General features: G+C 62.3%; 29 protein-coding genes. 24 read left to right on the top strand and 5 right to left on the bottom strand.

The window, feature by feature from the left end:
- The first annotated feature begins 26 nt into the window (after positions 1-26).
- Positions 27-1,490 carry a protein adenylyltransferase SelO gene (gene selO / locus AC07RO_RS25080; RefSeq protein ID WP_495087337.1) on the top strand — a complete coding sequence of 488 codons (1,464 nt, stop codon included), beginning with the start codon at positions 27-29 and terminating at the stop codon, positions 1,488-1,490.
- A 17-nt stretch (positions 1,491-1,507) separates the two neighbouring features.
- Here the strand turns inward: selO and AC07RO_RS25075 are convergent, their stop codons facing one another.
- From AC07RO_RS25075 to AC07RO_RS25065, 3 genes are all read right to left on the bottom strand, one after another.
- The gene (locus AC07RO_RS25075) at positions 1,508-1,909 is read right to left on the bottom strand and encodes a helix-turn-helix domain-containing protein (RefSeq protein ID WP_192171175.1); all 402 of its coding nucleotides are present in this window, start codon (positions 1,907-1,909) and stop codon (positions 1,508-1,510) included.
- Positions 1,906-2,199 (bottom strand): type II toxin-antitoxin system HigB family toxin, encoded by a 294-nt coding sequence (locus AC07RO_RS25070; protein ID WP_192171176.1) that lies wholly within the window; start codon positions 2,197-2,199, stop codon positions 1,906-1,908. The genes AC07RO_RS25075 and AC07RO_RS25070 overlap by 4 nt, the downstream gene beginning before the upstream one ends.
- 77 nt (positions 2,200-2,276) lie before the next feature.
- Positions 2,277-3,218, bottom strand: coding sequence for a hypothetical protein (locus AC07RO_RS25065; protein WP_495087336.1), 942 nt, complete (start codon positions 3,216-3,218; stop codon positions 2,277-2,279).
- Positions 3,219-3,618: 400 nt separating this feature from the next.
- Here AC07RO_RS25065 and trxC point away from each other — a divergent pair, with 400 nt between their 5' ends.
- Both trxC and AC07RO_RS25055 read left to right on the top strand, forming a co-directional pair.
- Positions 3,619-4,053 carry a thioredoxin TrxC gene (gene trxC / locus AC07RO_RS25060; protein ID WP_423570950.1) on the top strand — a complete coding sequence of 145 codons (435 nt, stop codon included), beginning with the start codon at positions 3,619-3,621 and terminating at the stop codon, positions 4,051-4,053.
- A gap of 136 nt (positions 4,054-4,189) precedes the next feature.
- Complete coding sequence (locus AC07RO_RS25055) at positions 4,190-4,567, top strand: PAAR domain-containing protein (RefSeq protein ID WP_192171179.1); 378 nt, start codon at positions 4,190-4,192, stop codon at positions 4,565-4,567.
- A gap of 3 nt (positions 4,568-4,570) precedes the next feature.
- Here the strand turns inward: AC07RO_RS25055 and AC07RO_RS25050 are convergent, their stop codons facing one another.
- The gene (locus AC07RO_RS25050; protein ID WP_172610465.1) at positions 4,571-5,353 is read right to left on the bottom strand and encodes a ParA family protein; all 783 of its coding nucleotides are present in this window, start codon (positions 5,351-5,353) and stop codon (positions 4,571-4,573) included.
- Between the two features lie 320 nt (positions 5,354-5,673).
- On the opposite strand from AC07RO_RS25050, the gene AC07RO_RS25045 reads away from it, so the two are divergent.
- From AC07RO_RS25045 to AC07RO_RS24945, 21 genes are all read left to right on the top strand, one after another.
- Positions 5,674-6,429 carry a beta-ketoacyl synthase chain length factor gene (locus AC07RO_RS25045; RefSeq protein WP_192171181.1) on the top strand — a complete coding sequence of 252 codons (756 nt, stop codon included), beginning with the start codon at positions 5,674-5,676 and terminating at the stop codon, positions 6,427-6,429.
- Positions 6,405-7,217 (top strand): lysophospholipid acyltransferase family protein, encoded by an 813-nt coding sequence (locus tag AC07RO_RS25040; RefSeq protein ID WP_423570954.1) that lies wholly within the window; start codon positions 6,405-6,407, stop codon positions 7,215-7,217. Before AC07RO_RS25045 ends, AC07RO_RS25040 begins: the two co-directional genes overlap by 25 nt.
- Positions 7,192-7,452: a phosphopantetheine-binding protein gene (locus AC07RO_RS25035; RefSeq protein WP_192171183.1), complete on the top strand. Its 261-nt coding sequence runs from the start codon at positions 7,192-7,194 to the stop codon at positions 7,450-7,452. Before AC07RO_RS25040 ends, AC07RO_RS25035 begins: the two co-directional genes overlap by 26 nt.
- A gap of 9 nt (positions 7,453-7,461) precedes the next feature.
- A complete protein-coding gene (locus AC07RO_RS25030) occupies positions 7,462-7,716 on the top strand; it encodes an acyl carrier protein (RefSeq protein WP_192171184.1) in 255 nt (84 codons plus the stop codon).
- The gene (locus AC07RO_RS25025; protein WP_423570956.1) at positions 7,713-8,258 is read left to right on the top strand and encodes a COG4648 family protein; all 546 of its coding nucleotides are present in this window, start codon (positions 7,713-7,715) and stop codon (positions 8,256-8,258) included. Before AC07RO_RS25030 ends, AC07RO_RS25025 begins: the two co-directional genes overlap by 4 nt.
- Positions 8,255-9,934: an ApeI family dehydratase gene (locus AC07RO_RS25020; protein ID WP_495087335.1), complete on the top strand. Its 1,680-nt coding sequence runs from the start codon at positions 8,255-8,257 to the stop codon at positions 9,932-9,934. Before AC07RO_RS25025 ends, AC07RO_RS25020 begins: the two co-directional genes overlap by 4 nt.
- A 29-nt stretch (positions 9,935-9,963) precedes the next feature.
- Positions 9,964-10,698, top strand: a complete 735-nt coding sequence (locus AC07RO_RS25015; RefSeq protein WP_192171187.1) for a glycosyltransferase family 2 protein — start codon at positions 9,964-9,966, stop codon at positions 10,696-10,698.
- Positions 10,695-11,639: a lysophospholipid acyltransferase family protein gene (locus AC07RO_RS25010; RefSeq protein WP_495087334.1), complete on the top strand. Its 945-nt coding sequence runs from the start codon at positions 10,695-10,697 to the stop codon at positions 11,637-11,639. Before AC07RO_RS25015 ends, AC07RO_RS25010 begins: the two co-directional genes overlap by 4 nt.
- On the top strand, positions 11,620-13,164 hold the full coding sequence (locus tag AC07RO_RS25005; RefSeq protein WP_495087333.1) for an HAL/PAL/TAL family ammonia-lyase: 1,545 nt from the start codon (positions 11,620-11,622) through the stop codon (positions 13,162-13,164). The genes AC07RO_RS25010 and AC07RO_RS25005 overlap by 20 nt, the downstream gene beginning before the upstream one ends.
- Positions 13,157-13,582, top strand: coding sequence for an acyl-CoA thioesterase (locus AC07RO_RS25000; protein WP_485619655.1), 426 nt, complete (start codon positions 13,157-13,159; stop codon positions 13,580-13,582). Before AC07RO_RS25005 ends, AC07RO_RS25000 begins: the two co-directional genes overlap by 8 nt.
- A complete protein-coding gene (locus AC07RO_RS24995; protein ID WP_192171191.1) occupies positions 13,579-14,181 on the top strand; it encodes an outer membrane lipoprotein carrier protein LolA in 603 nt (200 codons plus the stop codon). Before AC07RO_RS25000 ends, AC07RO_RS24995 begins: the two co-directional genes overlap by 4 nt.
- Positions 14,171-16,531, top strand: a complete 2,361-nt coding sequence (locus tag AC07RO_RS24990; protein ID WP_495087332.1) for an MMPL family transporter — start codon at positions 14,171-14,173, stop codon at positions 16,529-16,531. The genes AC07RO_RS24995 and AC07RO_RS24990 overlap by 11 nt, the downstream gene beginning before the upstream one ends.
- Positions 16,528-17,703 (top strand): cation:proton antiporter, encoded by a 1,176-nt coding sequence (locus tag AC07RO_RS24985; RefSeq protein ID WP_495087331.1) that lies wholly within the window; start codon positions 16,528-16,530, stop codon positions 17,701-17,703. The genes AC07RO_RS24990 and AC07RO_RS24985 overlap by 4 nt, the downstream gene beginning before the upstream one ends.
- Entirely contained in the window at positions 17,690-18,937 is a 1,248-nt protein-coding gene (locus tag AC07RO_RS24980) for an NAD(P)/FAD-dependent oxidoreductase (protein ID WP_495087330.1), read from the top strand. The genes AC07RO_RS24985 and AC07RO_RS24980 overlap by 14 nt, the downstream gene beginning before the upstream one ends.
- Complete coding sequence (locus AC07RO_RS24975) at positions 18,934-19,680, top strand: class I SAM-dependent methyltransferase (protein ID WP_346626905.1); 747 nt, start codon at positions 18,934-18,936, stop codon at positions 19,678-19,680. The genes AC07RO_RS24980 and AC07RO_RS24975 overlap by 4 nt, the downstream gene beginning before the upstream one ends.
- A complete protein-coding gene (locus tag AC07RO_RS24970) occupies positions 19,677-20,165 on the top strand; it encodes a DUF3261 domain-containing protein (protein ID WP_495087329.1) in 489 nt (162 codons plus the stop codon). Before AC07RO_RS24975 ends, AC07RO_RS24970 begins: the two co-directional genes overlap by 4 nt.
- Entirely contained in the window at positions 20,162-21,358 is a 1,197-nt protein-coding gene (locus AC07RO_RS24965) for a beta-ketoacyl-[acyl-carrier-protein] synthase family protein (protein ID WP_495087328.1), read from the top strand. The genes AC07RO_RS24970 and AC07RO_RS24965 overlap by 4 nt, the downstream gene beginning before the upstream one ends.
- Positions 21,355-21,828, top strand: a complete 474-nt coding sequence (locus AC07RO_RS24960; protein ID WP_423570972.1) for a hotdog family protein — start codon at positions 21,355-21,357, stop codon at positions 21,826-21,828. The genes AC07RO_RS24965 and AC07RO_RS24960 overlap by 4 nt, the downstream gene beginning before the upstream one ends.
- Positions 21,821-22,549 carry a 3-oxoacyl-ACP reductase FabG gene (gene fabG, locus AC07RO_RS24955; protein ID WP_495087327.1) on the top strand — a complete coding sequence of 243 codons (729 nt, stop codon included), beginning with the start codon at positions 21,821-21,823 and terminating at the stop codon, positions 22,547-22,549. Before AC07RO_RS24960 ends, fabG begins: the two co-directional genes overlap by 8 nt.
- Entirely contained in the window at positions 22,549-23,775 is a 1,227-nt protein-coding gene (locus AC07RO_RS24950; protein WP_282368744.1) for a beta-ketoacyl-ACP synthase, read from the top strand. Before fabG ends, AC07RO_RS24950 begins: the two co-directional genes overlap by 1 nt.
- Positions 23,776-23,874: 99 nt before the next feature.
- Entirely contained in the window at positions 23,875-24,321 is a 447-nt protein-coding gene (locus tag AC07RO_RS24945) for an excinuclease (RefSeq protein WP_192171201.1), read from the top strand.
- A 169-nt stretch (positions 24,322-24,490) separates the two neighbouring features.
- Here the strand turns inward: AC07RO_RS24945 and AC07RO_RS24940 are convergent, their stop codons facing one another.
- The gene (locus AC07RO_RS24940; protein ID WP_495087326.1) at positions 24,491-25,381 is read right to left on the bottom strand and encodes a LysR family transcriptional regulator; all 891 of its coding nucleotides are present in this window, start codon (positions 25,379-25,381) and stop codon (positions 24,491-24,493) included.
- Between the last annotated feature and the right edge of the window lie 50 nt (positions 25,382-25,431).

The raw sequence follows: 25,431 nt of genomic DNA, 5'->3' as shown, positions 1-25,431 counted from the left end.
GTCGGACATTCTGCTGGAGGCATCCCTTGAAAGCCCTCGACGAGCTGACCTTCGATAATCGCTTTGCCCGTCTGGGCGATGCGTTTTCCACCACCGTGCTGCCCGAGCCCATCGCCGACCCGCGGTTGGTGGTTGCCAGCGAAGCCGCCCTCGCGTTGCTCGATCTGGACCTCGCTCAGGCAGAACAACCTCTTTTTGCTGAAATTTTCAGCGGCCACAAACTGTGGGCCGAAGCCGATCCGCGGGCGATGGTTTACTCCGGTCATCAGTTCGGTTCGTACAACCCGCGCCTGGGTGATGGCCGCGGTTTGCTGCTCGGTGAGGTGTACAACGACGCCGGCGAACACTGGGACCTGCACCTGAAGGGCGCCGGGCAGACGCCGTATTCGCGCATGGGCGATGGTCGCGCTGTCTTGCGCTCGTCGATCCGCGAGTTTCTCGCCTCAGAAGCCCTAGATGCCTTGGGCATCCCGACCAGTCGCGCGGCCTGCGTGATCGGCTCCAGCACCCCGGTGTGGCGTGAAACCCAGGAGCGCGCGGCGATGGTGCTGCGACTGGCGCAAAGCCACGTGCGCTTCGGCAGCCTGGAGTATTTCTTCTACACCAAACAGCCTGAACAGCTGAAGCAACTGGCCGATCACGTGCTGTCCCTGCACTACCCCGAATGCCTGGAACAGCCCGAGCCGTACTTGGCGATGTTTCGCGTGATCGTCGAGCGTCAGGCCGAATTGATCGCCAAATGGCAGGCCTATGGTTTCTGTCATGGCGTGATGAACACCGACAACATGTCGATTCTCGGCATCACCTTCGACTTCGGTCCTTTCGCGTTTCTGGATGACTTCGACCAGCATTTCATCTGCAACCATTCCGATCACGAAGGCCGCTATTCCTTCAGCAACCAGGTGCCGATTGGCCAGTGGAACCTCAGCGCGCTTGCCCAGGCGCTGACACCCTTCGTCAGCGTCGAGGCTCTGCGTGAGGCGCTGGACCTGTTCCTGCCGCTGTATCAGGCGCATTACCTGGACCTGATGCGCCGACGGCTGGGGCTGACAACGGCTGAAGACGATGACGCTGACTTAATCGCGCGGTTGCTCCAGCTGATGCAAAACAGCGGCGTCGACTACACCCTGTTTTTCCGCCGTCTGGGGGAGGAGTCAGCCGACGTCGCGGCAGGAAAGTTGCGCGACGACTTCGTCGACATGCTCGGCTTCGACGCCTGGGCCGACGCCTACACAGCCCGCATCGCCCGCGAGCCCGAGTCCAGCCAAGAGGATCGCCGCACGCGCATGCACGCGGTTAACCCGCTGTACATCCTGCGTAACTACCTGGCCCAACGCGCCATCGAAGCGGCCGAACAGGGCGACGACAGCGAAGTCCGCCGCCTGCATCAGGTGCTGTGCAAGCCGTTCGACGAACAGCCCGGAATGGAAAGTTATGCACAGCGTCCGCCGGATTGGGGGAAGCATCTGGAGATCAGCTGTTCGTCGTGAGTGGGGGTGAGTTGAGGTCAGATAAAGACCTCTACCGGCACGCCGAAACGTTCCGAAATCTTGCGGATCTGCTTGAGGCTCAACTGGCGCTCGCCTGAGAGTATTTCGGAAATGACGGACTGCGTCCCTACTTCAGGCATGTCGCCTTGGCCGAGGTTGTGCTCGTGCATCAGGTAACGCAGCGTCTCGGCGCTTGAGGCCATAGGCATGGGCCGATGCTCATGGTCATAGGCTTCAATCATTTCGCTGACCAATATGGCGAGACGATTCAGAGGGTGCTGCTCATCCTCTCCGATGATCTCCAACAGTTCGTCGAGCCCGCTGACAAGCAGATCATATTCAGCTTCCGTTTCAGGCCGAGTCAGTAATGGCGCCAAGTGATGCCAGTGCTCCGCAGCCTGTTTAATGAGCGCGCTCATTGCTCATCCCTCCATTTACCTTTGTCGTATTCACGATGGTCGAACACATGCTTTATGTACAGCCGCTGTGCTGAGTAGTTAACCGACGCAATCAGCCGGATCTTGTTCCCGCCGATATCAAAAACATGAAATCTTCCCACTTTATCTGTCGAGGGCAACATCGCTCTCATCGCACTAAAATCGTTCAGCCTGGATGCTTTGACTAAGCGGTACCAAGCGTCAAGAGCAGTTGCCGATTGTGGCCATTTCTTTTTTGCCTCCCATATTCGCTTTTCAGTGATGACGTGCATTTCCCTACCGTTGTGCGTGCAATATCCAGCCTAGCTACCCATCCGACCATCACCAACCGCAATAGCCGGAGCATCTTTTATCCTGCTGCCTTCTCATTCTTGGACGTGGTACCAGCTTGCTTAACTTGCGCATTGGCATTCGCAGCCGTTGGCTTCTCAACCTCCTGAGCCGCGGTAGTCGGCACCGGAGAAGTGCGGGGCGAGAATTTCTTCGTGTGGACGATGTTGTTCGGATCGGTTTTCTTGTCTTTGGTGGTGTCGACGATGCCGGCGAGGATGTCGTAAAGGGTCAGTTTGCGGTCTGGCGCCTGGCGTCCAAAAGCGCCCGGCAGGCTGGGCAGCGTCAGGTCGCTCTTGATCCGCGCTTCCAGAATGGCTTCCGCTCCTTTGGGATAGCTCACCGCCCTCTCAATCGCCGGCAGCGACTTGAGGTAGCTCAGGGCGTCGTTGTAGAACCGGGTGGCCTTGCCCGTCCGGGCTTGCTCGATCACGCCCTCGTTTATCGCAACGTTGCGCCAGTCCTCGTCCATCTTCTGCACGCCCTGCCAGGCCGCGCGCCGCTCGTTGAGCGTGAAGCTTGCGCTGTCGTCAAAGGCAATCAGGTTCAGTTGCTCGCGGGAGAGGTTTTCGAACGGGCTCTTGGCGTTCTTGTCGCCTGCCAGTGTCCGGGTCACAAACGCACTGGCCTCGCGCGCGCGGTCCAGCAATTCAGGGTCGTTCGTCTCGGGCACTTCCATGGCCCGGGTGCCGCTGTTGACTGTGCGGCCTTCGATCAAAAACTCATTGATGCGATTACGCCCGTACTGCCCCAACTCGGTGTGGGTCATCACCGCGTCCCTCTTCTGCGCTCGCGCAGCGCTCTCGTTAAGCTGAGCCGCCAGTGTCGAAAACGTCGCCTTGTCGGTCACGGTCCCTGCAGGTTTATCGACGAGTTGGGGATCGCTGTTTGGAGCGGCGTCAACGACTGGCTTTTTGTTCGCGACAACCGCTGCAACCGCGGCCTGGATCTGGCTGATCATGGGTGACTCCCTGGCGATGAGATGGCAGGGGCCAATGCGCATGTTCGTCAGTCAGCCCCTCGCGTCGACACTAGCGACGGCCAGGCAGGGCGAACAGTTGGGCGAACGGGGGATGCTTTCGGGTAATCAGCGCTCGGGGATTTGGCTTGACCCGCGCAGTCAGGGGCTGGTACGAAGGGTCAAAGGGGAATTCGTTGCGTCTTCAGGTTTGAGCTTTTATTGGGCGTGGGTATTTAAACGAGCGGTGAAATCTGGGGTAGTTCACACCTGGCATTTCCGGTGATCAGTGAATGCCGACCGCCATTGATGACATCCCGTCGCTACAGGTGCAGCCGTAAAGCTTGATAACCCATCCCCCAGACTCCACGTAACAGTCATCAATCCTACTCAGGTCTCTCCCATGTCCGAATCACTGCTGATCCCCTGCCCGCACTGCAACGGGCTCAATCGCATTCCTGCCGGGCGGCTGTCCGACCAGCCGAAATGCGGGCGTTGCAAGCAGCCGGTTTTGCTGAGCAAGCCGTTCAACCTGACGCAGGGCGATTACGCCAGCCAGATCAAGGGCGATCTGCCGTTGCTGGTGGACGTGTGGGCGGAATGGTGCGGCCCCTGCAAATCGTTCGCGCCGACGTTCGAGCAAGCGGCAACTCAGCTGAGCGGGCGCGTTCGGCTGGCGAAGCTGGACAGCGAGGCCAATCAGCAGCTTTCAGCACAGCTTGGAATTCGCTCGATCCCGAGTCTTATCCTGTTCAAGGACGGCCGTGAAATCGCCCGGCAGAGTGGCGCGATGCCGTTGCAACAGTTGATGGCCTGGCTGACCAGTCAGGGAATATGAGGGGCGTTTCTTCAGCGATCGAAGTGCGTGACAGCCAGCGCTGTAGGCATGTTCTGAAAGCGCTCTTTTGCCCCGAATTCGTCGAATTCTGCGTCTAGGCTTCGCCACTCCTATCGGCACCCTGGAGTGGTTAGCAATGACATACGTGGTCAGAGAGGGCGATTCAACAACAACCGGCGGCGTGGTTTTGCGGGCCTCAGGCTCGCACACATGGGAGGACCGGCGCCTGGCGCGCATGGGCGATCCGGTCTGGTGCGAGCTGTGCGCGCAGATCGGCTTCATTGCCCAAGGCAATCCGACCTTCATCGACGAACTCGTGGCCGTGGCGACGCACGGCCAGGCAGTGCGCTGCGGCTGCGAGGAAGGCACCCATCGTTTGATCGCCAGCCAGACTCAGCTTCAGGCAGACATGGACGCGACCATCGACATTCCCAAGGACATGGCCGAAAAGGCGCGCAAGCGAGCCAAGCAGATGACGCGAGCCCGTCGAGAGAGCCCCGAACCCCTCGCCTAGCAGCTACCGATTACCCGCACCCGTTTCCAGCAAGTGATGCAGCTCGACAAATTGCTGGGTCAGCTTATGCCGCGGCTCCAGATGGATAAGCGGCATATTGGCTTGATGAGATTCACGCATCTTGATCGAGCTGGTGAGGTAGACCGGCAGCACCGGCAGCCCTTCAGCGATGAGCTCATCAAGGATCTGCTGGGGCAGGCTCGCCCGCGCCTGGAACTGGTTGACGATAATGCCTTCCACCTCCAGATCCTCGTTGTGATCTTCCTTGAGCTCTTCGATTTCCTTGAGCAACCCGTACAGCGCCTGGCGGGAGAAACTGTCGCAGTCGAACGGAATCAGCACACGATCCGCTGCGATCAATGCCGATACCGCGTAGAAATTCAGCGCCGGGGGCGTGTCCAGGTAGATGCGATCGTAGTCTTCGCTCAGCTCATCCAGCAGTTTGCGGAGCTTGTTGATCTTGTGCTTGGCTTCCAGCTTGGGCTGCAGATCCGCCAGCTCCGCCGTGGCGGTCACGACATGAAGGTTGTCGAAGGGCGTTTCGTAGATGTCGACCTGATTCTTCTTGGCGCCAGGCCCGGAAGACAAGGTTTGCTTGAAGAAATCGGCGATCCCCATGGGAATCTCGTCCCCGGTCAGACCGGTGAGGTACTGCGTCGAGTTGGCCTGGGCATCAAGATCGATCAATAGCGTCCGATAACCCTCATGAGCACTGACAGCCGCCAGATTGCAGGCGATGCTGGACTTGCCAACGCCGCCCTTCTGATTGAACACCACACGCCGCATGTAAGACTCCCTGTTGCTGTCTAGCCGTAAAGGATCGCCAGCGACCCGATGAATGGTCCCGAGTCTAGGCAATCGCGATGAGTAGGGCGAGTCTCTCGGAAAAATCTGACTGCAAAGGCGAAGCCTGCAACGCATACAGTCCTATTGATCCTACAAAACAGTGTCAGACGCCGCTGCCCTACCAGTAAGAATAATCGCCAGTAAACAAACCTTTTGTTCCAACGTTTGCCTCGGTGCCTGGGCATCGGGATAATGCCCGCCACTCGGTGATAGCGCCGCGCCATGGTTGGTGCCACTTCGGAGACTCGAAGCCCGGAAGTATGCCCGTGTCAGGGCAGGATAATTTTGTGATCAAGTTCAACATTGCACAGTGGCGCGCGTGGGCGCCGGGGCTGACGTCGGTCGAAGAGTGGCGCCAATGGAGCCACGAACCCGTGATCCCCGCCCCGACGGACGCAGCGCCGGACGTTTCATTTTTGCCGGCCATGCAGCGCCGCCGGTTGAGCCGTCTGGCCCGCATGGCCTTCGGCGTAGGCTGGCCGCTGGCGGAGGGTCTGGAGCGATTGCCGCTGGTGTTCGTGTCGCGCCACGGCGAAACGCCCCGGACCTTCGACATCCTCAGCGATCTGGCCAAAGACGAGCCGCTGTCGCCCACCCAGTTCAGCCTGTCCGTGCACAACGCCGTTATTGGCCTGTGGTCGATCCTGCGCGGCGAGACCAGCGAGATGACGGCCCTGGCCTGTGCGGGCGACGGGCTTGAACATGGCGTCATCGAGGCGGCCTCCCTGCTTGAAGAAGGTGCGCCGGCGGTATTGCTGGTGATCACCGAAGAGCAGCCGCCTGCCGCGTACGCGCCGTGGATCGACGATGTGCCGTTTCCCTATGCGCTCGGCCTGCTGCTGACGCCGGGGGATGAGTGGCAGCTTTCGCTGACGACCCGCGAACCGATCGAGACGGATTCCGAGCGCAGCCAATGGCCCCACGCGCTCAACCTTTTACGTGCGCTGTCGACACAACAGAGCGCTCTGCAACATCCCTGGAAAAATCGGCTATGGAATTGGCAACACAACCGCTGAGCAAAAGCCGCGACGCCTATTACTGGCGCCTGCTGGCCACGGCCCTGAGCTTTGCCCTGTTCGGTGTGGGCGGGCTGTGCCTGCGTGTGTTCGTCTTTCCCCTGCTGGCGCTGCTGCCCGGCGATACCTGCAGCCATCAACGCCGCGCCCGGCGGACCATCAGCCGCCTGTTCTGGGCATTTATCCGCATCATGAGCAACGCTGGGGTGCTGACCTACGAAATCCAGGGCGCCGAGCGTCTGGGCCGCCCGGGGCAGATGATCATTGCCAACCATCCGTCGCTGATCGACGTGGTGTTTCTCATCGGGCTGGTGCGTGACGCCAATTGCGTGGTCAAGCAGAGCCTGTGGCAAAACGTATTCACCCGAAGCCCGGTCAGGGCCACCGGCTACGTCAGCAACGACGGCAGCGCCGACATGCTGGAGCAAGCCGCGCATCTGCTGCGGACCGGGCAAACCCTGATCATCTTCCCTGAGGGCACGCGGACCCAGCCAGGCCATGCGCCCGCCTTCCATCGCGGCGCTGCGGCCATTGCCCTGCGTGGCGCCCACGTCATTACGCCGGTGACCATCCACGTGTCGCCGACCACGCTGACCAAGGCCGAGCCGTGGTACCGCATTCCCCTGCGCCGCCCGCATTTTCACCTGCGCGTGGGCAACGATATCGATCCAGCGGCATTCGCCGCGCTTGGCCCGGCCCCTGTGGCGTCGCGCAAGCTCAACGACTATCTGCATCAACACTTCACCAAGGAGCTCGCCACAGATGAGCGATCTGCACCAGGACATTAAACAGCTGATCATCGATGCCCTGGGCCTCGAAGACATCAGCACCCACGACATCGGCAACGACCAGACGCTGTTCGGTGAAGGCCTGGGACTGGATTCGGTCGACGCGCTGGAGTTGGGCCTGGCCATCCAGAAACGCTACGGCATCAAGATCGACGCCGACGCCAAAGACACTCGCAATCACTTCACCAGCGTCGACAGCCTCGCGGCATTCGTCAGCGCGCGCCAAGTGGCCTGAGGACAGAACATGCAATCCCGTGAAGACATCTTCGACACCCTGCGCTCGTCGATGGTTGAGCTGTTCGAGCTCGAACCCGAGCGCGTTACCCTCGAAGCCAACCTGTATCAGGACCTGGAAATCGACAGCATTGATGCCGTGGACCTGATCGACCACATCAAGCGCAAGACCGGCAAGAAGATCGCCGCCGAAGAATTCAAGTCAGTGCGCACCGTGGGCGATGTCGTCGACGCGGTCTATCGCCTGGTCCACAGCGCCGCATGAGTCGACTGATTGGCCTGGTCCTGCTGCTTGCAGGCGTGCTGTATCCGTTTGCCGTCTACTTCGGCATGGGCCACTTCGCCCCCTGGCAATTCGCGCTGCTGCTCGGCGCGCTGTGGGCGGTGCGTGCGCTGACCAGCGAGCGACGTCCGGGCGGCGTGTCGATGGCGCTGACGGCGATGGGCTTTTGCCTGCTGCTCGGGCTGTTCAACAGCCCGCAATTGCTACGCTGGTACCCCGTGCTGATCAGCGGTTTCATGCTGACCCTATTCGGCCTGAGCCTGATGCGCGGCATGCCGCTGATCGAGCGAATGGCACGCCTGACGGAACCCGACCTGCCGCCCGTTGTGGTTCGCTACACCCTCCAGGTCACCCGCGTCTGGTGCCTGTTTTTCCTGTTCAATGGCCTTGTCGCCGCCGCGCTGACCCTTTGGGCGCCGCTGAGCTGGTGGACGTTATACACAGGGCTCATTGCCTACGGTTTGATGGGTCTTCTGTTTGCGGGTGAATGGATCATTCGTCAGCGCGTCCGGGGTCGGGCATGAGCTGGATCGATCTCGAACACTTGTTGCTTGACGCTCATCCACAGCGCGTCGTTGCCCATGCTCCGGCGTTCAGCCATGCCGCGTTGCAGGAACGCGCGCTGTGTGTCGCCGCGGCATTGCAGCAGCGTGGCGTGACACGCCTGGCGGTCCACCTCGAAGACGCCGCTGAATTGGCCATCGCGCTGTTTGCGGCCTGGCGCGCCGGCGTGGCGGTTCTGCTGCCGTCCGATCTGCAGGCGCAGACGAGACAGCGCTGGGCCAGTCATGTCGACCTGTGGCTGACGGATCTGCCGGACGACACCCGCCTCGATCAACTGAACGCCGATCCGCTGCCCCCTGCCGCGCTCGATCTGGATCAGTGCAGCTTGAGCCTGTGCACGTCCGGCTCCAGCGGCGAGCCCAAGCTGATCGAGAAACGCCTGCGCCAGTTGGCCAACGAAGTCAGTGCACTCGAACGCTTGTGGGGCGCAGAACTGGGCGATGCCTGCATCATCGGCAGCGTGGCGGCGCAGCACATTTATGGCCTGCTGTTCCGGGTGTTGTGGCCGTTGTGCGCCGGACGCAGCTTTGTGCGCCAGCAACTGCCGTTTCCCGAAGACTTGCAACGCGCCAGCCGCGAGCATGAATCCTTCGCCTGGGTGGCGAGCCCTGCACTGCTCAAGCGCATGGGCGACAATCTCGACTGGAGCCACCTGAGCGTCGTGCGCCGGGTGTTCTCTTCCGGCGGTGCGCTGCCGGCCCACGCCGCAGCCAGCCTCCATCAGCGACTCGGGCAGTGGCCGAGCGAGATACTCGGCAGCTCCGAAACCGGCGGCATCGCCTGGCGCCAGGGCGATCCGCTATGGCGCGCTTTCGACGACGTTACCTTGAGCCAGGATGCCGACGGCGCCCTGCGGATCGAGTCGCCGTACCTGCCGAGCGACCATGTCGAACAGACAGCCGACGCGGTGCGCTTTCTGGAAGACGGTCGTTTCGAGCTGCTGGGCCGACTGGACCGCATCGTCAAACTGGAAGAAAAGCGCATCTCCCTGCCGCTTCTGGAGCAAGCGCTCGCGACCCATGAGTGGGTCAGCGAAGCACGCCTCGGCGTGGTCCGGGAAAACCGCGCGTCGCTCGGCGCATTGGTGGTGTTGAGCGCCAGCGGCGTGCACGCGTTGCGCAATCAGGGGCGGCGCGCGCTGACCCAGGCGCTGCGTCAGCATCTGGTGCCGCACTGCGAGGCGCTGGCATTGCCCCGTCGCTGGCGACTGCTGGGCCATCTGCCCCTCAACGCCCAAGGGAAACTGCCACAAGCGCTGATTGAGACCCTGCTGGTGTCGCCGCGCACTCAAGCCCCTGATCTGGTCGCCCAGGAGCAGCGCGACGATGAGTTGCGACTGGAGTTGATCGTCCCCTTGGACCTCGCCCATTTCCCCGGCCACTTCCCGGGCACGCCGATTTTACCCGGCGTGGTTCAGGTCGATTGGGCGATGAACCTGGCACAGCGTCTGATGGACCTGCCGCCGCGGTTTGCCGGCATGGAAGTGCTGAAGTTTCAACAACTGGTGCGCCCCGGCGATCGCATCAGCCTGACCCTGCGTTTCGACCCTGAGCGCAGCAAGCTGCATTTCGCCTACCGCAATGGCGAAGCGGCCTGCTCCAGCGGGCGGATTTTACTGGTGAACGCGGATGCATGAGCTCTGCACATTCAAGGAAGAGGTCGCTTATGCATAACCCCTGCGCCGTGATTCCGGTTTACAACCACGAACTCGCCGTACCGGCTGTCGTTCAGGAGTTGCTGCACGCCGGCTTACCCTGCGTGCTGGTCGACGACGCCAGCAGCCCGGCCTGCGCCGCCGTGCTTGAATCCCTAGCCCAACAGGCCAATGTCTTTCTGGTGAAGCTACCGGTCAATCAAGGCAAGGGCGGCGCGGTCATGGCCGGCCTGCGCGAGGCGTCGAAATTGGGTTTCAGCCATGCCCTGCAAGTCGACGCCGACGGCCAACACGATCTGAACGACATCGCGGTGTTTCTCGATCATTCCCGCGAGCACCCGACGTCGCTGATCTGCGGTTATCCGCAGTACGACGCCAGCGTGCCCAAAGGCCGCTTGTACGCGCGATACCTGACCCACGTCTGGGTCTGGATCAACAGCCTGTCGTTGCAGATTCCCGATTCCATGTGCGGCTTTCGGGTTTACCCGCTCAAACCGGTGCTGCACCTGATTGACACCGTGAATCTGGGCAAGCGCATGGACTTCGACCCGGAAATCCTCGTGCGCCTTTCGTGGCGCAATCAGCCGATGCGCTGGCTGCCGACCAAGGTTCACTACCCCCAGGACGGCCTCTCGCATTTTCGGCTGTTTCACGACAACGCCCTCATCTCGAAGATGCACGCCAAGCTGTTCTTCGGCATGCTCGGGCGCTTTCCGCTGATCCTCTGGCGGCGGTGGTTGCCATGAGTGACGCCGATCAAAAGCAGCACTGGGCGGCGCACGAAGAACGCGGCAGCTTTCTGCTGATGAAGCTCACGGCCTGGGGCGTCAAAGTCCTGGGGCGTCGGGTGCTCAGCCCGATCCTGCACGGCATCGTGCTGTACTTTTTCCTGTTCGGCCGCCGCGCTCGCCGCAGCGCCTGGCAGTACCAACAGCACTTGGCCGACTGGACCCAGCAACCGGAGCTGCGACCCACGCACTGGCGCGTGTTCAGGCAGTTCATGGCCTTCGCCGACGCCCTGCTCGACAAGCTGGACGTGTGGAACGGCAAGCTCGGTCTGGAGCAGATTGAAATCATCGACGACGCGCACTTGCGCGATCAGTTGCGCGGCGAGCGCGGGCAGATGCTGGTCGGCGCGCACCTGGGCAACCTTGAAGTCTGTCGGGCGCTGGCCGAACTGGGCGAAAAAGTCACCATGAACGTGCTGGTGCACACCAAGCATGCCGAGCGTTTCAACCGCCTGCTGGGCGAAGCCGGCGCGACCAATCTGCGGCTGATTCAGGTCAGCGAACTGGACCCGGCGATCATGCTGCAGTTGAGTCAGCGCCTGGATCGCGGCGAATGGCTGGCCATCGCCGGTGACCGGGTTCCGCTGCACGGCGGACGCAACGCACGGGTCGATTTTCTCGGCCATCAGGCGGCGTTCCCCCAGGGCCCGTGGCTGCTGGCCGGGTTGCTGAAATGCCCGATCAACCTGATTTTCTGCCTCAAGGGCGCGACCGGCTACCGGGTGATCCTCGAACCGTTCGCCACTGCCATCGAATGGCGGCGCAGCGATCGCCAGCAAGTAATCACCCAATGGACCCAACGCTACGCCGACCGTCTGGCGCACTACTGCGTGCAAGCGCCGCAGCAGTGGTTCAACTTCTACCCGTTCTGGAAATCCGATGACGAACCAAGCACCTGAGCCCATTATTTTCGGCGAAGGCCACCTGCGCATCGAAGACGTACTGGCGCTGTCCAACCGCCAGCGGCCGACGGCGTTGCAGAACGACACTGCCTACCGCCAGCGCATCGCCAAGGGCGCGCAGTTTCTTGATTCGCTGCTGGACAAGGAAGGCGTGATCTACGGCGTGACCACCGGCTACGGCGATTCGTGCGTGGTGGCGGTACCGCTGCAACACGTCGAAGCGCTGCCTCGTCATCTGTACACCTTTCATGGCTGCGGGCTCGGCAAGTTGCTTGATGCCCAGGCCACCCGCGCGGTACTGGCCGCACGTCTGCGCTCACTGTGCCACGGCGTGTCCGGCGTTCGGGTCGAGTTGCTTGAGCGGCTTCAGGCGTTTCTTGACCACGACATCCTGCCGCTGATTCCGGAAGAAGGCTCGGTGGGCGCCAGTGGTGATCTGACGCCGCTCTCGTATGTCGCGGCGACACTGTCCGGCGAGCGCGAGGTGCTGTTCAACGGCGAGCGTCGGCAGTCCGCCGATGTGCATCGTCAACTGGGCTGGGACCCGCTGGTGCTGCGGCCTAAAGAAGCGCTGGCCTTGATGAACGGCACCGCAGTCATGACCGGCCTGGCGTGCCTGGCTTTCGCCCGTGCCGATTATCTGCTGCAACTGGCAACCCGCATTACCGCGATGAACGTCGTGGCGCTGCAAGGTAATCCCGAGCACTTCGACGAGCGTCTGTTTGCTGCAAAACCGCATCCGGGGCAGATGCAAGTGGCCGCCTGGCTGCGCAAGGATCTGGCCATCGACGCGCCGACCGCCCCGCTGCATCGCCTGCAAGACCGCTACTCCCTGCGCTGTGCTCCCCATGTGCTCGGCGTGCTGGCGGACAGCCTGAACTGGCTGCGCAGCTTCATCGAAATCGAACTGAACAGCGCCAATGACAACCCGATCATCGACGCCGAAGCCGAACGCGTGCTCCACGGCGGCCACTTCTATGGCGGCCACATCGCCTTCGCCATGGACAGCCTGAAGAATCTCGTCGCCAACGTCGCCGACCTGCTGGACCGCCAGCTCGCGTTGCTGGTGGACGAGCGTTACAACCACGGCCTGCCGAGCAACCTGTCCGGCGCCCCGGCGGACCGCGCGATGATCAACCATGGCTTCAAGGCCGTGCAGATCGGCACCAGCGCCTGGACCGCCGAAGCGCTGAAAAACACCATGCCGGCCAGCGTGTTTTCCCGCTCCACCGAATGCCATAACCAGGACAAGGTGAGCATGGGCACCATCGCCGCCCGCGACGCCATTCGCGTGCTGGAGCTGACCGAGCAGGTCGCCGCCGCCACGCTGATCGCCGCCAATCAGGGCGTCTGGATGCGCAGCCGCGATGCCGATGCGCGCCCGCTTCCACCGGCCCTTGCGGACATGCACGAACAACTGCGCGAGGACTTCCCGCCGGTGATCGAAGACCGCGCGCTGGAAGGCGAACTACGGCTGTGCCTGAAGCGCATCGCCGAACAACATTGGAGGCTGCATGCGTAGCAAAGGCGTGATCCACGAAGACACCGAAATCCTGGTGCCGTTTTTCGACGTCGACACCATGCACGTCGTCTGGCACGGGCACTACGTGAAGTATCTGGAAGTGGCGCGCTGCGCGCTCCTCGACAAGCTCGGCCACAACTACACGCACATGCTCGATTCGGGTTACGCCTGGCCGGTGATCGATCTGCAACTGCGCTATGTGCGCGGCGCGGTGTTCGGTCAGCGCATCAACGTGCGCGCCAGTCTCGTGGAGTGGGAGAACCGCTTGAAGATCGATTATCTGATCACCGACATCGCGACCGGCGAGCGCCTGACCCGCGCCAGCACCGTGCAAGTGGCCGTCGACGTTAACACCCGCGAAATGCAACTGGCCTGCCCCACGGTGTTTGTGGAAGCGGTCGAGAGGGCTTTGAAATGAGTGCCTTTAAAGGCCTCCTCAGCTTGATGCTGCTCACGCTGACCTCGCTGGCCCACGCCTTCGATCTGCAGCAACTGAGCGATCAACTGGCCAAACCTGCCGTCATTCATGGCGCCTTCGTGCAGGAAAAACACCTGCGCGCCCTGCCCCAGCCGCTGACCAGCAAGGGCGACTTCGTACTGGCGAAAGATTCAGGTCTGCTGTGGCTGCTCGATACGCCGCTGAAACAGGATTACCGCATCACCGCCGCCGGCATCGCCCGCCGCGATGCCGATGGCAGCTGGCAGATGCTGCCGGGCAAAAGCGCAGGCGCCGAGCAGAACCGGCTGTTTCTCGCCGTTTTACAAGGTGACAGCAGCGGCCTGCAGCGTGATTTCGACGTGCAGTTGAGCGGCGACGCCCAGGCCTGGCAACTGACCCTGGTGCCGCGCTCGATGTTGCTGAAACAGGTGTTCAACCAGATCAACATCAATGGCGGCGCACTGGTGCAACGTATCGAGCTGCTTGAAACCCAGGGCGACAGCACGCTGCTGAAGATGATCGACAGCTCCAGCGCCCAACCGCTGAGCGATTCGGAGCGCGCTGACTTTGCCGATTGAACGCCTGCTGCCGCGCCTTTTCCTGATTGCCTTGCTGGCCGTGCTCGCACTCGCCGGCTGGCAATGGCGTCATGGCGCGCCGCTGTCGGCCAACCTCATGGAACTGGTCCCCGGCAGCACGCCGGATGCCTTAGAGCTGCGCGCCGAACAACGCATTCAGGAGCCGATGAACCGCGAGATGCTGGTGCTGGTGGGTCACGCCGATGCCGAAAAGGCCGTCGAGCTGGCGCGGCAACTGAGCGAGAAATGGCAGGCCAGCGGGCTCTTCGAAAAGGTCCAGTGGAACGTTCAGGCCGATCTTCCGGCCCTGCGTGAACAACTGCTGCGCGGTCGCCTGGCGATGCTGCCGCCCAAGGACCGTACCGAACTCATCGAGCATCCGGAAGCTTTTATTCAACAGCGCGTGCAAAGCCTGTTCGATCCGTTCGGCGGTTTCAGTCTGGTGCCCAGCCAGGAGGATTGGCTCGGCATGACGGGGCGCATCCAGAACGGCCAGCCCATGCACGGCTCGGTGCAACTGGACATCGGCAGCGGCGCGCTGATCGCCAAGGCCGATGGCAAAAGCTGGGTCCTGCTCCGCGCCCGCACCCGCGCCGATGCGTTCGACATGCGCTTGCCGCTGCATGTCTCCGCGCTGATGGACGAAGCGCGCCAACAGGCCAGCGCGAGCGATGCACAATTGCTGGCGGCCAGCGGACTCTTGTACGCCGCCCACGGCCAGCAACAGGCCACGCGAGAAATTACCTGGGTCGGCGGCGGTGCCACGCTGGGCATTCTGTTATTGCTGTTGCTCGCGTTCAAACGCTGGCGTGTGTTGCTGGCGTTCATTCCGGTAATGGTCGGCATGCTGTTCGGCGCCACGGCCTGCGTCGCGCTGTTCGGCAAGATGCACGTTATGACGCTGGTGCTGGGCTCGAGCCTGATCGGCGTGGCGGTGGACTATCCGCTGCACTACCTCTCCAAAAGCTGGAGCCTGAAACCCTGGCGCAGCTGGCCGGCGTTGCGCCTGACGCTATCGGGCCTGAGCCTGAGTCTGGCCACCAGTTGCATTGGCTATCTGGCCCTCGCCTGGACACCCTTCCCGGCCCTGACCCAGATCGCCGTGTTCTCGGCGGCCGGTCTGGTCGGCGCTTATCTGACGGCGGTGTGCCTGCTCCCGGCGCTGCTCAACGGTGTCGAGTTGCGGCCTGCGCAATGGCCGCTGAAGATCGCTGAAGCCTTGATGAACGCACGCGCCAAACTGCTCACTCGAGTGGGCACGCCGGTGCTGTTGGGGGCGTTGCTCATTTTTTGCGCAGCCGGCCTGCTGCAATTGACCACCAAGAATGACATCCGCCAATGGATCGCCGCGCCGCAAAGCCTGACCGACGAAGCGCGCTCCGTGGCGCGCATCACCGGCTACCAACCCACCAGCCAGTTCTTCCTGGTGCGCGGCGCCGATCAGCAACAATTACTGGAACGTCAGACCGCGCTGAGCCAGCGACTCGATCAACTGGCCACCCAGGGCAAACTGCAGGGCTATCTGTCCCTCAACCAATTGGTGGCGACGCCCGCCGAACAACAGGCTGCGCGCGCCGCCCTCGACACGCTGCCTGCGCACTGGCAGCCGCTGCTCGCACTGGGTGTGCCACCGGAGGTGCTTGATAATGAATTGGCGAACCTGCGCACCCTTCCCGTCCAAGGCATTGACGATGTACTGGCCGGACCTTTGGGCGAACCCTGGCGCCTGCTGTGGCTGGGCAGCAACGATCAAGGCGTGGCCGGAATCGTCAGCCTGCAGGGCCTGAACGATGCGGCGCTGCTCCGCGTGCAGGCGCAGGACCTTCCGGGCGTCCAGTTGGTGGACCGCCTTGGCGACCTGAACAAGGTGTTCGCCGCCACCCAGATCAGCGCCGCGGAACTCAAGCTGGCGTCCTGCGTGCTGATCGTTCTGCTGTTGATTTTGCCATTCGGTCTGCGCGGGGCACTGAGGGTGATCGCCCTGCCACTGCTCGCGGCCGTGTGCAGTCTGGCAAGCCTCGGCTGGCTGGGTCAGCCGCTGACGCTGTTCAGCCTGTTCGGTCTGCTGCTGGTCACTGCGATCAGCGTCGATTACGCGATCCTCATGCGCGAGCAGATTGGCGGCGCGGCCGTGAGCCTGCTGGGCACGCTGTTGGCGGCGGCGACCACGTGGCTGTCGTTCGGTCTGCTGGCGATCTCCAGCACCCCGGCAGTGAGCAATTTCGGGCTGTCGGTGAGCCTCGGTCTGGCCTTCAGCTTCATTCTGGCACCCTGGGCAGGGCGTCAGCATGAGAATGCGGCGCGTCAGGATGAGAGCGCCGCGAACAACCAGCACGAGAAACGCTCGTGATAATCGTCGCGTTCTGGGCGATGGTGCTCGGGCTGTTTGCGCTGGCCAGCCGGCTCGGCGCCCGACTGAACCTGATCCCCATCGTCAGCCAATTGCTGCTGGCGACGTTTGCCATCCCGCTGCTGATGCTGTTCCTCGTCGAACCGCAGTGGCAGCTCACCGGCGCGCAACTGGTCGCGCCGGTCTGGCTGAAAACCCTGTACGGCGTGAGTTTCGCGGTCGTGCTCGGGCATATCCTCAGCGACGTGATCGATGTGCGCCTGGACCCGCAGAGCCTGAAAGTCGCGCTGCCCAGCTTCTGCGTCCCGTTTCTCTGTGGCGTCGCCTGTGCCGTGTGGCTTCTACCGGCGTTGAGCTGGCTGAGCAGCCTGGCGTTGGGGTTGGTGTTCGCCATCACTGCCATTCCGGTGCTCTATCTCTATCTCAACCATATCGGCTACCCAACCCACGCCACGAGACGTCTGGTGCAAACCGCGATCCTCATCGATCTGGCCTGCTGGGGGCTGTTCGGGCTGGCCCAGGGCAGCCTGCACCTGACCAGTCTGATTATCCCGCTGCTGCTCGCCGGCGTGCCGCTGCTGTTACGGCTGCTGCGGGTTCGCCAGCCACAGGTTTACGGGGCTGTTTTCTTTCTGCTGCTGATGGTCGCCGAGCACTACCGCCTCAACGCGCTCATCGTCGGCATCGGCTATCTGCTGTACATGAACGCGCTCAAGCAACCCTTTGCGCTGCCGCTGAAAGCCGCCTGGTTCAAGGCGCTGCAGCACTACGTGGCGATCCCGCTGATCCTCACGTTCGGCATCGCCCAGATCAATATTCACAGCGCCATCGGCGAACTGGGCTGGCTGACTCTGCTGGGGCTGCTCGTGCTGCCGATCGCCAGCAAACTGCTGGGCAACTGGATCGGCGTGCGCTGGGCGGCGCCGTCGTTTGCGGGCGCCGTGCTCTGGAAAGAAGCCCTGCTGCTTAACATCCGTGGCCTCAGCGAAATCGTCTTTCTCAACCTGCTGTTGCAACAGGGGCTGATCAGCCCGTCGCTGTATTTCGCGCTGATGCTCATGAGCCTGATCGCCACCCTGTTGCCAGCCCTCCTGGGCATGAACCGCCCTCTTGATTTGCATGACGTCGATGTCGTCGAACACTCGAAAAGGAAACCTTGTGCCAATAGCTGAAATGGAATGTCGTCAGGTGGTCGTGATCGGCGCCGGTCCAGCCGGAGCCATCGCTGCTGCGTTGCTCAAACGTCAGGGCCACGATGTGCTGATCATCGAGCGCCAGGAATTCCCGCGCTTCTCCATCGGCGAGAGCCTGCTGTCCCATTGCCTGGATTTCGTCGAAGAAGCGGGCATGCTGGACGCGGTCAATGCCGCCGGGTTCCAGATGAAAAACGGCGCGGCCTTCGCCTGCGGTGAGCAGTACAGCGCCTTCGACTTCGGCGACACTTTCAGCGACGGCAAGCCCGCGACCTTCCAGGTGCAGCGCGCCGACTTCGACAAACTGCTGGCCGACGAAGCCGAGCGCCAGGGAGCTGAAGTTCGCTACCGGGAGACCATCACCGCCGCAGACTTCTCCGGCGAGCAGCCGACCCTCGACGTGCAGCGCGAAGACGGCACAGGCTACCGCGTGCAAGCGACGTTCGTGCTCGACGCCAGTGGTTATGGCCGCGTGCTGCCACGCTTGCTGGGCCTGGAAGCACCCTCGAACTTCCCTCTGCGTCAGGCGGTGTTCACCCACGTCGAAGACCGCATCGACGACCCACGCTTTGATCGCGAAAAGATTCTGGTGACGGTTCACCCAACCGTGAAGGACGTGTGGTTCTGGTCGATTCCGTTCAGTAACGGCCGTTGTTCGGTCGGCGTCGTGGCGTCTGCCGAGCGTTTCGCGGGCAAGCCCGATGACCTCGACGCCTGCCTGCGCGCGTTCATCGACGAGACCCCGAGCTTGAGCCGCGTGTTGCAAAACGCTGTCTGGGACACCCCGGCGCGCAGCATCGGCGGGTATTCGGCCAACGTCAAAACCCTGCACGGCGAAGGCTTTGCCTTGCTCGGCAACGCGGCGGAATTCCTCGACCCGGTGTTTTCGTCAGGCGTCACCATCGCCATGCGCTCGGCGAGCATGGCGGCCGGTGTTTTGCATCGTCAGCTGCAAGGCGAAAGCGTTGACTGGGAAAGCGAGTTCGCCGCGCCGCTGAAACGCGGTGTGGACACCTTCCGCGCCTACGTCGAAGGCTGGTACGAGGGCAGTTTTCAGGATGTGATTTTCTATCCGGACAGCCGCCCCGACATACGCCGCATGATCAGCTCGATCCTGGCCGGTTACGCGTGGGACGAGCGCAACCCGTTCGTCGCCGAGCCCAAGCGGCGCCTGCGCATGCTCGCCGAAATCTGTGCGAGCCCTCGCCCATGAGCGGCCAGTATTTCAGCGACAGTTACGTTGAAGAAACGCGCCTGGGCTTTCTGTTTCTGCGCAGTCACACGTGGCAGCACCGCGTTTTGCGAGTGGCCATCGACGACCTGCGCAGCCTGTTCAGTGAGCCCCTGCCAGAGAACCCGGTGGTGCTGGACGCCGGCTGCGGGCAGGGCAAGTCGTTTCAGTACCTGCATAGCGCGTTCAATCCGGCGAAGATTTTAGGCATCGACGCCGACCCCCTCAGCCTGCAATTCAGCGCTGAAGAAGCCCAGCGTCGCGGTTTGAACGTTGAGCTGATCGGCAGTGATTGCGCAGCCTTGCCACTGGCGGACGCGAGTGTCGACATGGTCTTCTGCCATCAGACGTTCCATCATCTGGTCGAGCAGGAAAAATCCCTCGCCGAGTTCTATCGGGTGCTCAAGCCCGGCGGTTACCTGCTGTTCGCCGAGTCCACCGAGGCCTACATCGACACGTGGGTGATTCGCTGGCTCTTCCGTCATCCGATGCACGTCCAGAAAAGCGCCGCGCAATACCTGGACATGCTGAGCGATGAAGGTTTTCATTTCACTGCGCACAACGTTTCATACCCCTATCTCTGGTGGAGCCGGGCCAAAGATTTCGGTCTGCTGGAACGTTTGAAACTGGTCAAACCCAAGGCCTTTGGGGAACGTGAAGAGACGCTGATCAATGTCGTCGCACGCAAACCTCTCTCGGCCACCCTAGAAGGTAAAGCCTTATGATTCGCGCCTTTCTGTTGCTCTGCGTCCTGTTGGTGAGTGGCTGCGCCAGCCACGCGCCGCTGCCTGCGCAAACGCCCCACATCAAATTCCCCGTGCAGCTGCACGTGCAGCGCGAACAGGCGGGTCAGCGCCAGGACTGGGTGATGGTGATCCAGAAGGAACGCCACGGCCTGCGGTTCTCGTTGATGGACCCCCTCGGTATTCCGGTGGCGCGCCAGCAGCTTCGCGAAGATCGCTGGAAGGCCGATGGTCTGCTGCCGCCCAATCCTGAAGCGCGCGAGTTGTTCGCGGCCGTGCTGTTTGCCCTGACGTCACTGAAAGAAGTGCGCTTTGAATACCCTGGCGTCGAGCTGCGTCCCTACGGCCGCAGTCTGGATGATCGCTGGATCGTCGATTACGCCTCCGAGGGCGTCTTCAAGATCAACATGGAAAGCGGCGAACTGAAATACGTCGTCAGCCCGCTCGAAGGCAAGGCGAGTCAATGACGGCATACCTCAATGCCCTGGGGCTGATCTGCGCACTGGGCGACGACCGCCAGAGCGTGGCCCGGACGCTGTTCGCCGGGGACGCCTCATGCATGCGCACGGAAAGCGGCTGGATACCTGATCGCTCGCTGCCCGTGGCCGGCGTGAAAAGCCTGTTGCCGACGATCCCAGCGGCGCTCGGCCAGCAAAGCAGCCGCAACAACCAGCTGTTGCTTGCCGCCGCCCTGCAGATCGAACCTGACATTCAGCAGGCGATCGCGCGTTATGGTCGCGGCCGCATCGGCGTGATTCTGGGCACCAGCACGTCGGGCATCGACGAAGCGAGCCGCGGGATCGCCAGTTACCTGGCCGATCAGACTTTTCCGGACAGCTACGACTATCGCCAGCAGGAACTCAGCGCTCCGGCCAACTTCCTCGCGGCGTGGCTGGACCTCAGCGGCCCGGCCTACGTGATTTCCACCGCCTGCACCTCCAGCGCCCGCGCGCTGCTCAGCGCGCGTCGGCTGCTCGACATGAACCTGTGCGACGCGGTGTTGTGCGGCGGCGTCGACAGCCTGTGCAAGCTGACCATCAACGGCTTCTCGTCCCTTGAAGCGGTATCGAACGAGCGCTGCAACCCGTTCTCGCGCAATCGCAACGGCATCAATATCGGCGAAGCGGCCGTGCTGTTTCTGATGACGCGCGAGCCAGCGGACGATCATCGCATCGCCTTGCTGGGCGCCGGTGCCAGTTCGGACGCCCACCACATTTCCGCTCCCGAACCCACCGGGCACGGCGCGCAAGAAGCCATGAGCAAGGCGCTGACGAGCGCCAGACTGACCGCCAGCGACATCGCCTACGTGAACCTGCACGGCACCGCAACCCAGCACAACGACGCAATGGAAAGTCTGGCGGTCAGCGCCATATTCCCCCACGGCGTAGCGTGCTCGTCCACCAAACCCATGAGCGGCCACACCCTTGGCGCCGCCGGGGCACTGGAAGCCGCGTTCTGCTGGCTGGCGCTGGCCCCTGAAAATAACGAGGATCAGCTGCCGCCTCATGTGTGGGATGGCGAAGCCGATACAAGCCTGCCCGCGCTGAACTGGGTCAAGGCAAACGACACCCAGCTGCGTGATTCACCACGCCGGATGATGAGCAATTCATTTGCCTTCGGTGGCAACAACGTCAGCCTGATCATCGGGGAGCACCCATGACCGCTGTACCTTCATGCCCGTGGCCGCCGGCTGATTTACTGCCTCACGCCGGCGACATGGTGCTCATCGACGAAGTGCTGTCCTTCGACGAAGAGCAGATTCACACCCGCGTCATCGTTCGACCCGGCGGGCTGTTCAATCGCCCCGACGGGAGCATGCCGGCCTGGGTCGGCGTCGAGCTGATGGCCCAAAGCGTTGCGGCGTTTGCCGGCTGTCAGGCACGGGTGAAGGGTGACCCGGTCGAGCTGGGTTTCCTGCTGGGCACGCGCAAATTCGAATGCAATGTCGAGCACTTCCCGGTCGGCAGCGAGCTGATCATCCATGCGCGGCGGTCGTTGCAGGATGACAGCGGTATGGGCGTGTTCGAGTGCTCTCTGAGCGGTGCCGGCATTCAGGTCAGCGCCCGACTCAATGTTTATTGCCCGCCGCAATCGGCGAGCTATCTGGCCGAAGGAGCCGTAAATGACTGACTCAATTCTGGTCACAGGCTCAAGCCGCGGTATCGGGCGCGCCATTGCGCTGCGCCTGGCCCAGGCCGGCTACGACATCGTGCTGCACTGCCGCAGTGGCCGCGCTGAAGCCGACGCTGTACAGCGTGAAGTCGAGGCGCTCGGGCGTCAGGCGCGCGTGCTGCAATTCGACGTCGCCGACCGTGCTGCGTGCAAGGTCATCCTTGAAGCCGACGTCGAAACCCATGGTGCCTATTACGGCGTGGTCTGCAACGCCGGCCTGACCCGTGACGGCGCTTTTCCGGCGCTCACCGATGACGACTGGGACATGGTCATCCGCACCAATCTCGACGGTTTCTACAACGTGCTGCATCCGGTGATCATGCCGATGATCCGTCGCAGGGCTGCCGGGCGCATCGTCTGCATCACGTCCGTGTCCGGGCTGATCGGCAATCGTGGCCAGGTCAACTACAGCGCATCGAAAGCGGGCGTCATCGGCGCGGCCAAGGCGCTGGCAATAGAACTGGGCAAACGCAAGATCACCGTCAACTGCGTCGCGCCCGGGCTGATCGACACGGCCATGCTCGACGAAAACGTGCCGGTCGATGAACTGATGAAGATGATTCCCGCGCAACGCATGGGCACGCCGGAAGAAGTCGCCGGCGCCGTGAATTTCCTGATGTCGGCGGAAGCTTCCTACATCACGCGCCAGGTGCTGGCCGTCAATGGAGGCCTGTGCTGATGAAACGCGTTGTCGTCACCGGCATGGCCGGCATCACCTCACTGGGCAGCGACTGGGCCAGTATCGAGGCCAATTTCAGCGGCAATCGCAGCGGCATCCGGCGCATGGACGAATGGGATCGCTTCACCGAACTCAACACCCGTCTGGCCGGCCCGATAGATGATTTCGCGGTGCCGTCGTACTGGACGCGCAAGCAGCTGCGCAGCATGGGCCGGGTGTCGCGATTGGCGGTCGGCGCCGCAGAACAGGCGCTGCGTGACGCGGGCTTGCTGGGCGACCCGATCATTCGCGACGGGCGCATGGGCGTGGCCTGCGGTTCGTCCACCGGCAGCACCGACGAGATCAAGGCGTTCGGCAACATGTTGCTGAATTCCGTCGCCGAAGGCCTCAATGCCAACTCGTACGTGCGCATGATGCCGCACACCACGGCGGCGAATATCAGCATCTTCTTCAACCTCACCGGCCGCCTGATCCCGACCTCCAGCGCCTGCACCAGCGGCAGCCAGGGCGTGGGCTATGCCTATGAAGCGATCAAGTTCGGGCGTCTGCCGTTGATGCTGGCCGGTGGCGCCGAAGAGTTGTGCCCCACCGAAGCCATGGTGTTCGACGCGCTGTACGCGACCAGCCTGAAGAACGATGCGCCCCACACCAGCCCGCGTCCCTACGACAATGGGCGTGACGGCCTGGTGATCGGCGAAGGCGGCGGCATGCTGGTGCTCGAGGAGCTGGAACACGCGCTGGCGCGTGGGGCGAAGATTCACGCCGAGGTGGTCGGCTTCGGCAGCAATGCCGACGGCGTCCACACCACCCGCCCTGAACAAGTGACCATGCGTCGTGCCATGGAACTGGCGCTGGAAGACGCGGGCCTGCCGCCCGAGGCCATCGGTTACGTCAACGGCCACGGCACGGCGACGGAACAGGGCGACATCGCCGAGACGCTTGCCACGCAAAGCCTGTTCGGCTCGCGCATGCCGATCAGTTCGCAGAAGAGCTTTTTGGGACACACCCTCGGCGCCTGCGGTGCGCTGGAATCCTGGTTCAGCATCGAGATGATGAACCGCGACCGCTACATCCACACGCTCAACCTCGACGAGGTCGACAGTCGCTGCGGCGAACTGGACTACCTGCGCGGCGAGCCCCGCCACATGAGTCACGAGTTTGTGATGAACAACAATTTTGCGTTCGGCGGGGTCAACACGTCGCTGATCTTCCGGCGTTGGTCTTGACCCCGTAATTCGTTCAACCCGCCGGCGCAACGGAAGACGCTCCCGGCGGGGCACATCACTGATCTTCCACACCCGTTAACCACCTCAAGGAGCGAAACCATGAAATTGAAAGTCTGGGCAGCAACGGCCGCCGTCGTTTTGTGCACACTGCCGGGCATCAGCCAGGCTCGGGACACGGCCCTGTATCTGCCGTTCGACAAGGTGGTCGCACAGATGACCCAAGAGAAGAAGCTCGACGGCAGCGTCAAGTTCTACCTCGCTGGCGTGCAGCCAAAAGGCAAGGTGTCGGTACTGTCAGCCAATGCGGTGACCAACAAGAAAACCAACGCCTTCAACAAGAGCGACAACGAGGCCTGCGAGTGGGTCTTGCAGTCCGCCATCCTGCAGTTGAACGAGGCCGCGAAAAGCGCAGGCGCCAACGCGGTGGTCAACATTGCCAGCTACTACAAAAAGATCGAACGCAAAGACCCGGCTACGTATGAATGCCACGCCGGCGCCATCATGGCAGGCGTTGCGTTGAAGGGTGATCTGGCGAAGGTGCAGTAAGTTTTTGCCAGTGAGTTGAGGCGTCTTGCCTCGCTCACTGGCTTGGATGGCTGCGCTATGGGAGGGAGGTTGCGAAATGGTCGTTCAACCGACAAATCATCGGCGAACCCACCTGAGCCTTCGTGAGCAAGCTCACTCCCACAACCCCATCTGCTTTGCTCTGGGTCAGTTACCCCGCCTTGCGCGTCACCAGTTCGACAAACGCCTTGGCCATGGGCGATTTCTGATCCTTGCGCTGCACCAGCCACACCGCTGACGTAGCCTGCTCATCCAGCAGCGTCCGGTACACCACCCCATCAATGCGCATGCGTTGATAGGACGCCGGCAGCACCGTCACGCCCAGTCCCGCCGCCACCAGACCAATGATGGTCATCGCCTCGCCCGCCTCCTGAGTAAACAATGGGCTAAAGCCCGCCTCCCGCGCCAGATCCAGCAACTGTGCGTAGAGCCCGCTGCCGTAACTGCGCGGGAAGAACACAAACGGCTCACTGGCCAGTTCCCGCAGATGAATGCCGCGTTCCGAGCCTTCGGCCAGTGGATGGTCCGAGCGAAATATCGCCACCAAGGGTTCGTGCAGCAGCTCCACGGCGACCAGTGAATCCGGCAACGGCAGCGGCCGCATGATGCCCACTTGCATCGACTCGTTCTCGAGCCGCTCGGCGACTTCCCGACTGCTCATTTCCTGAAGTGCCAGGTGCACCGCCGGATAGCGCTGGCGAAACGCGAAGATGGCCTGCGGGATGCTTGAGGTGAACGGCGCGGATGCCGTGAAGCCGATTTTCAGTTCACCCAGCTCTCCCAATTGCGCACGCCGAGCGACGTCCGAGGCCTTCTCGACCTGCGCCAGCACCAGACGGGCTTCATCGAGGAACAACCGGCCCGCCTCGCTCAGTTCGACCCTTCGATTGGTTCGCTCAAACAGACGCGCGCCGAGCTCTTGCTCCAGCGCCTGAATCTGCTGGCTCAACGGTGGTTGAGAGATGCCGAGCGCCTGAGCAGCGCGTCCAAAATGCAGCTCTTCAGCGACAGCGATGAAGTAACGCAGGTGTCGTAATTCCACAGTCATTCCATTAGGTCGTCAAACCTATCAAACAGGTCGAACAATATATT

It is taken from the genome of Pseudomonas sp. GW821-FHT07F05 (genome assembly GCF_059418765.1).
The sequence above is the reverse complement of the archived record's forward strand: the minus strand, read 5'-3'. Positions and strand labels throughout refer to the sequence as shown.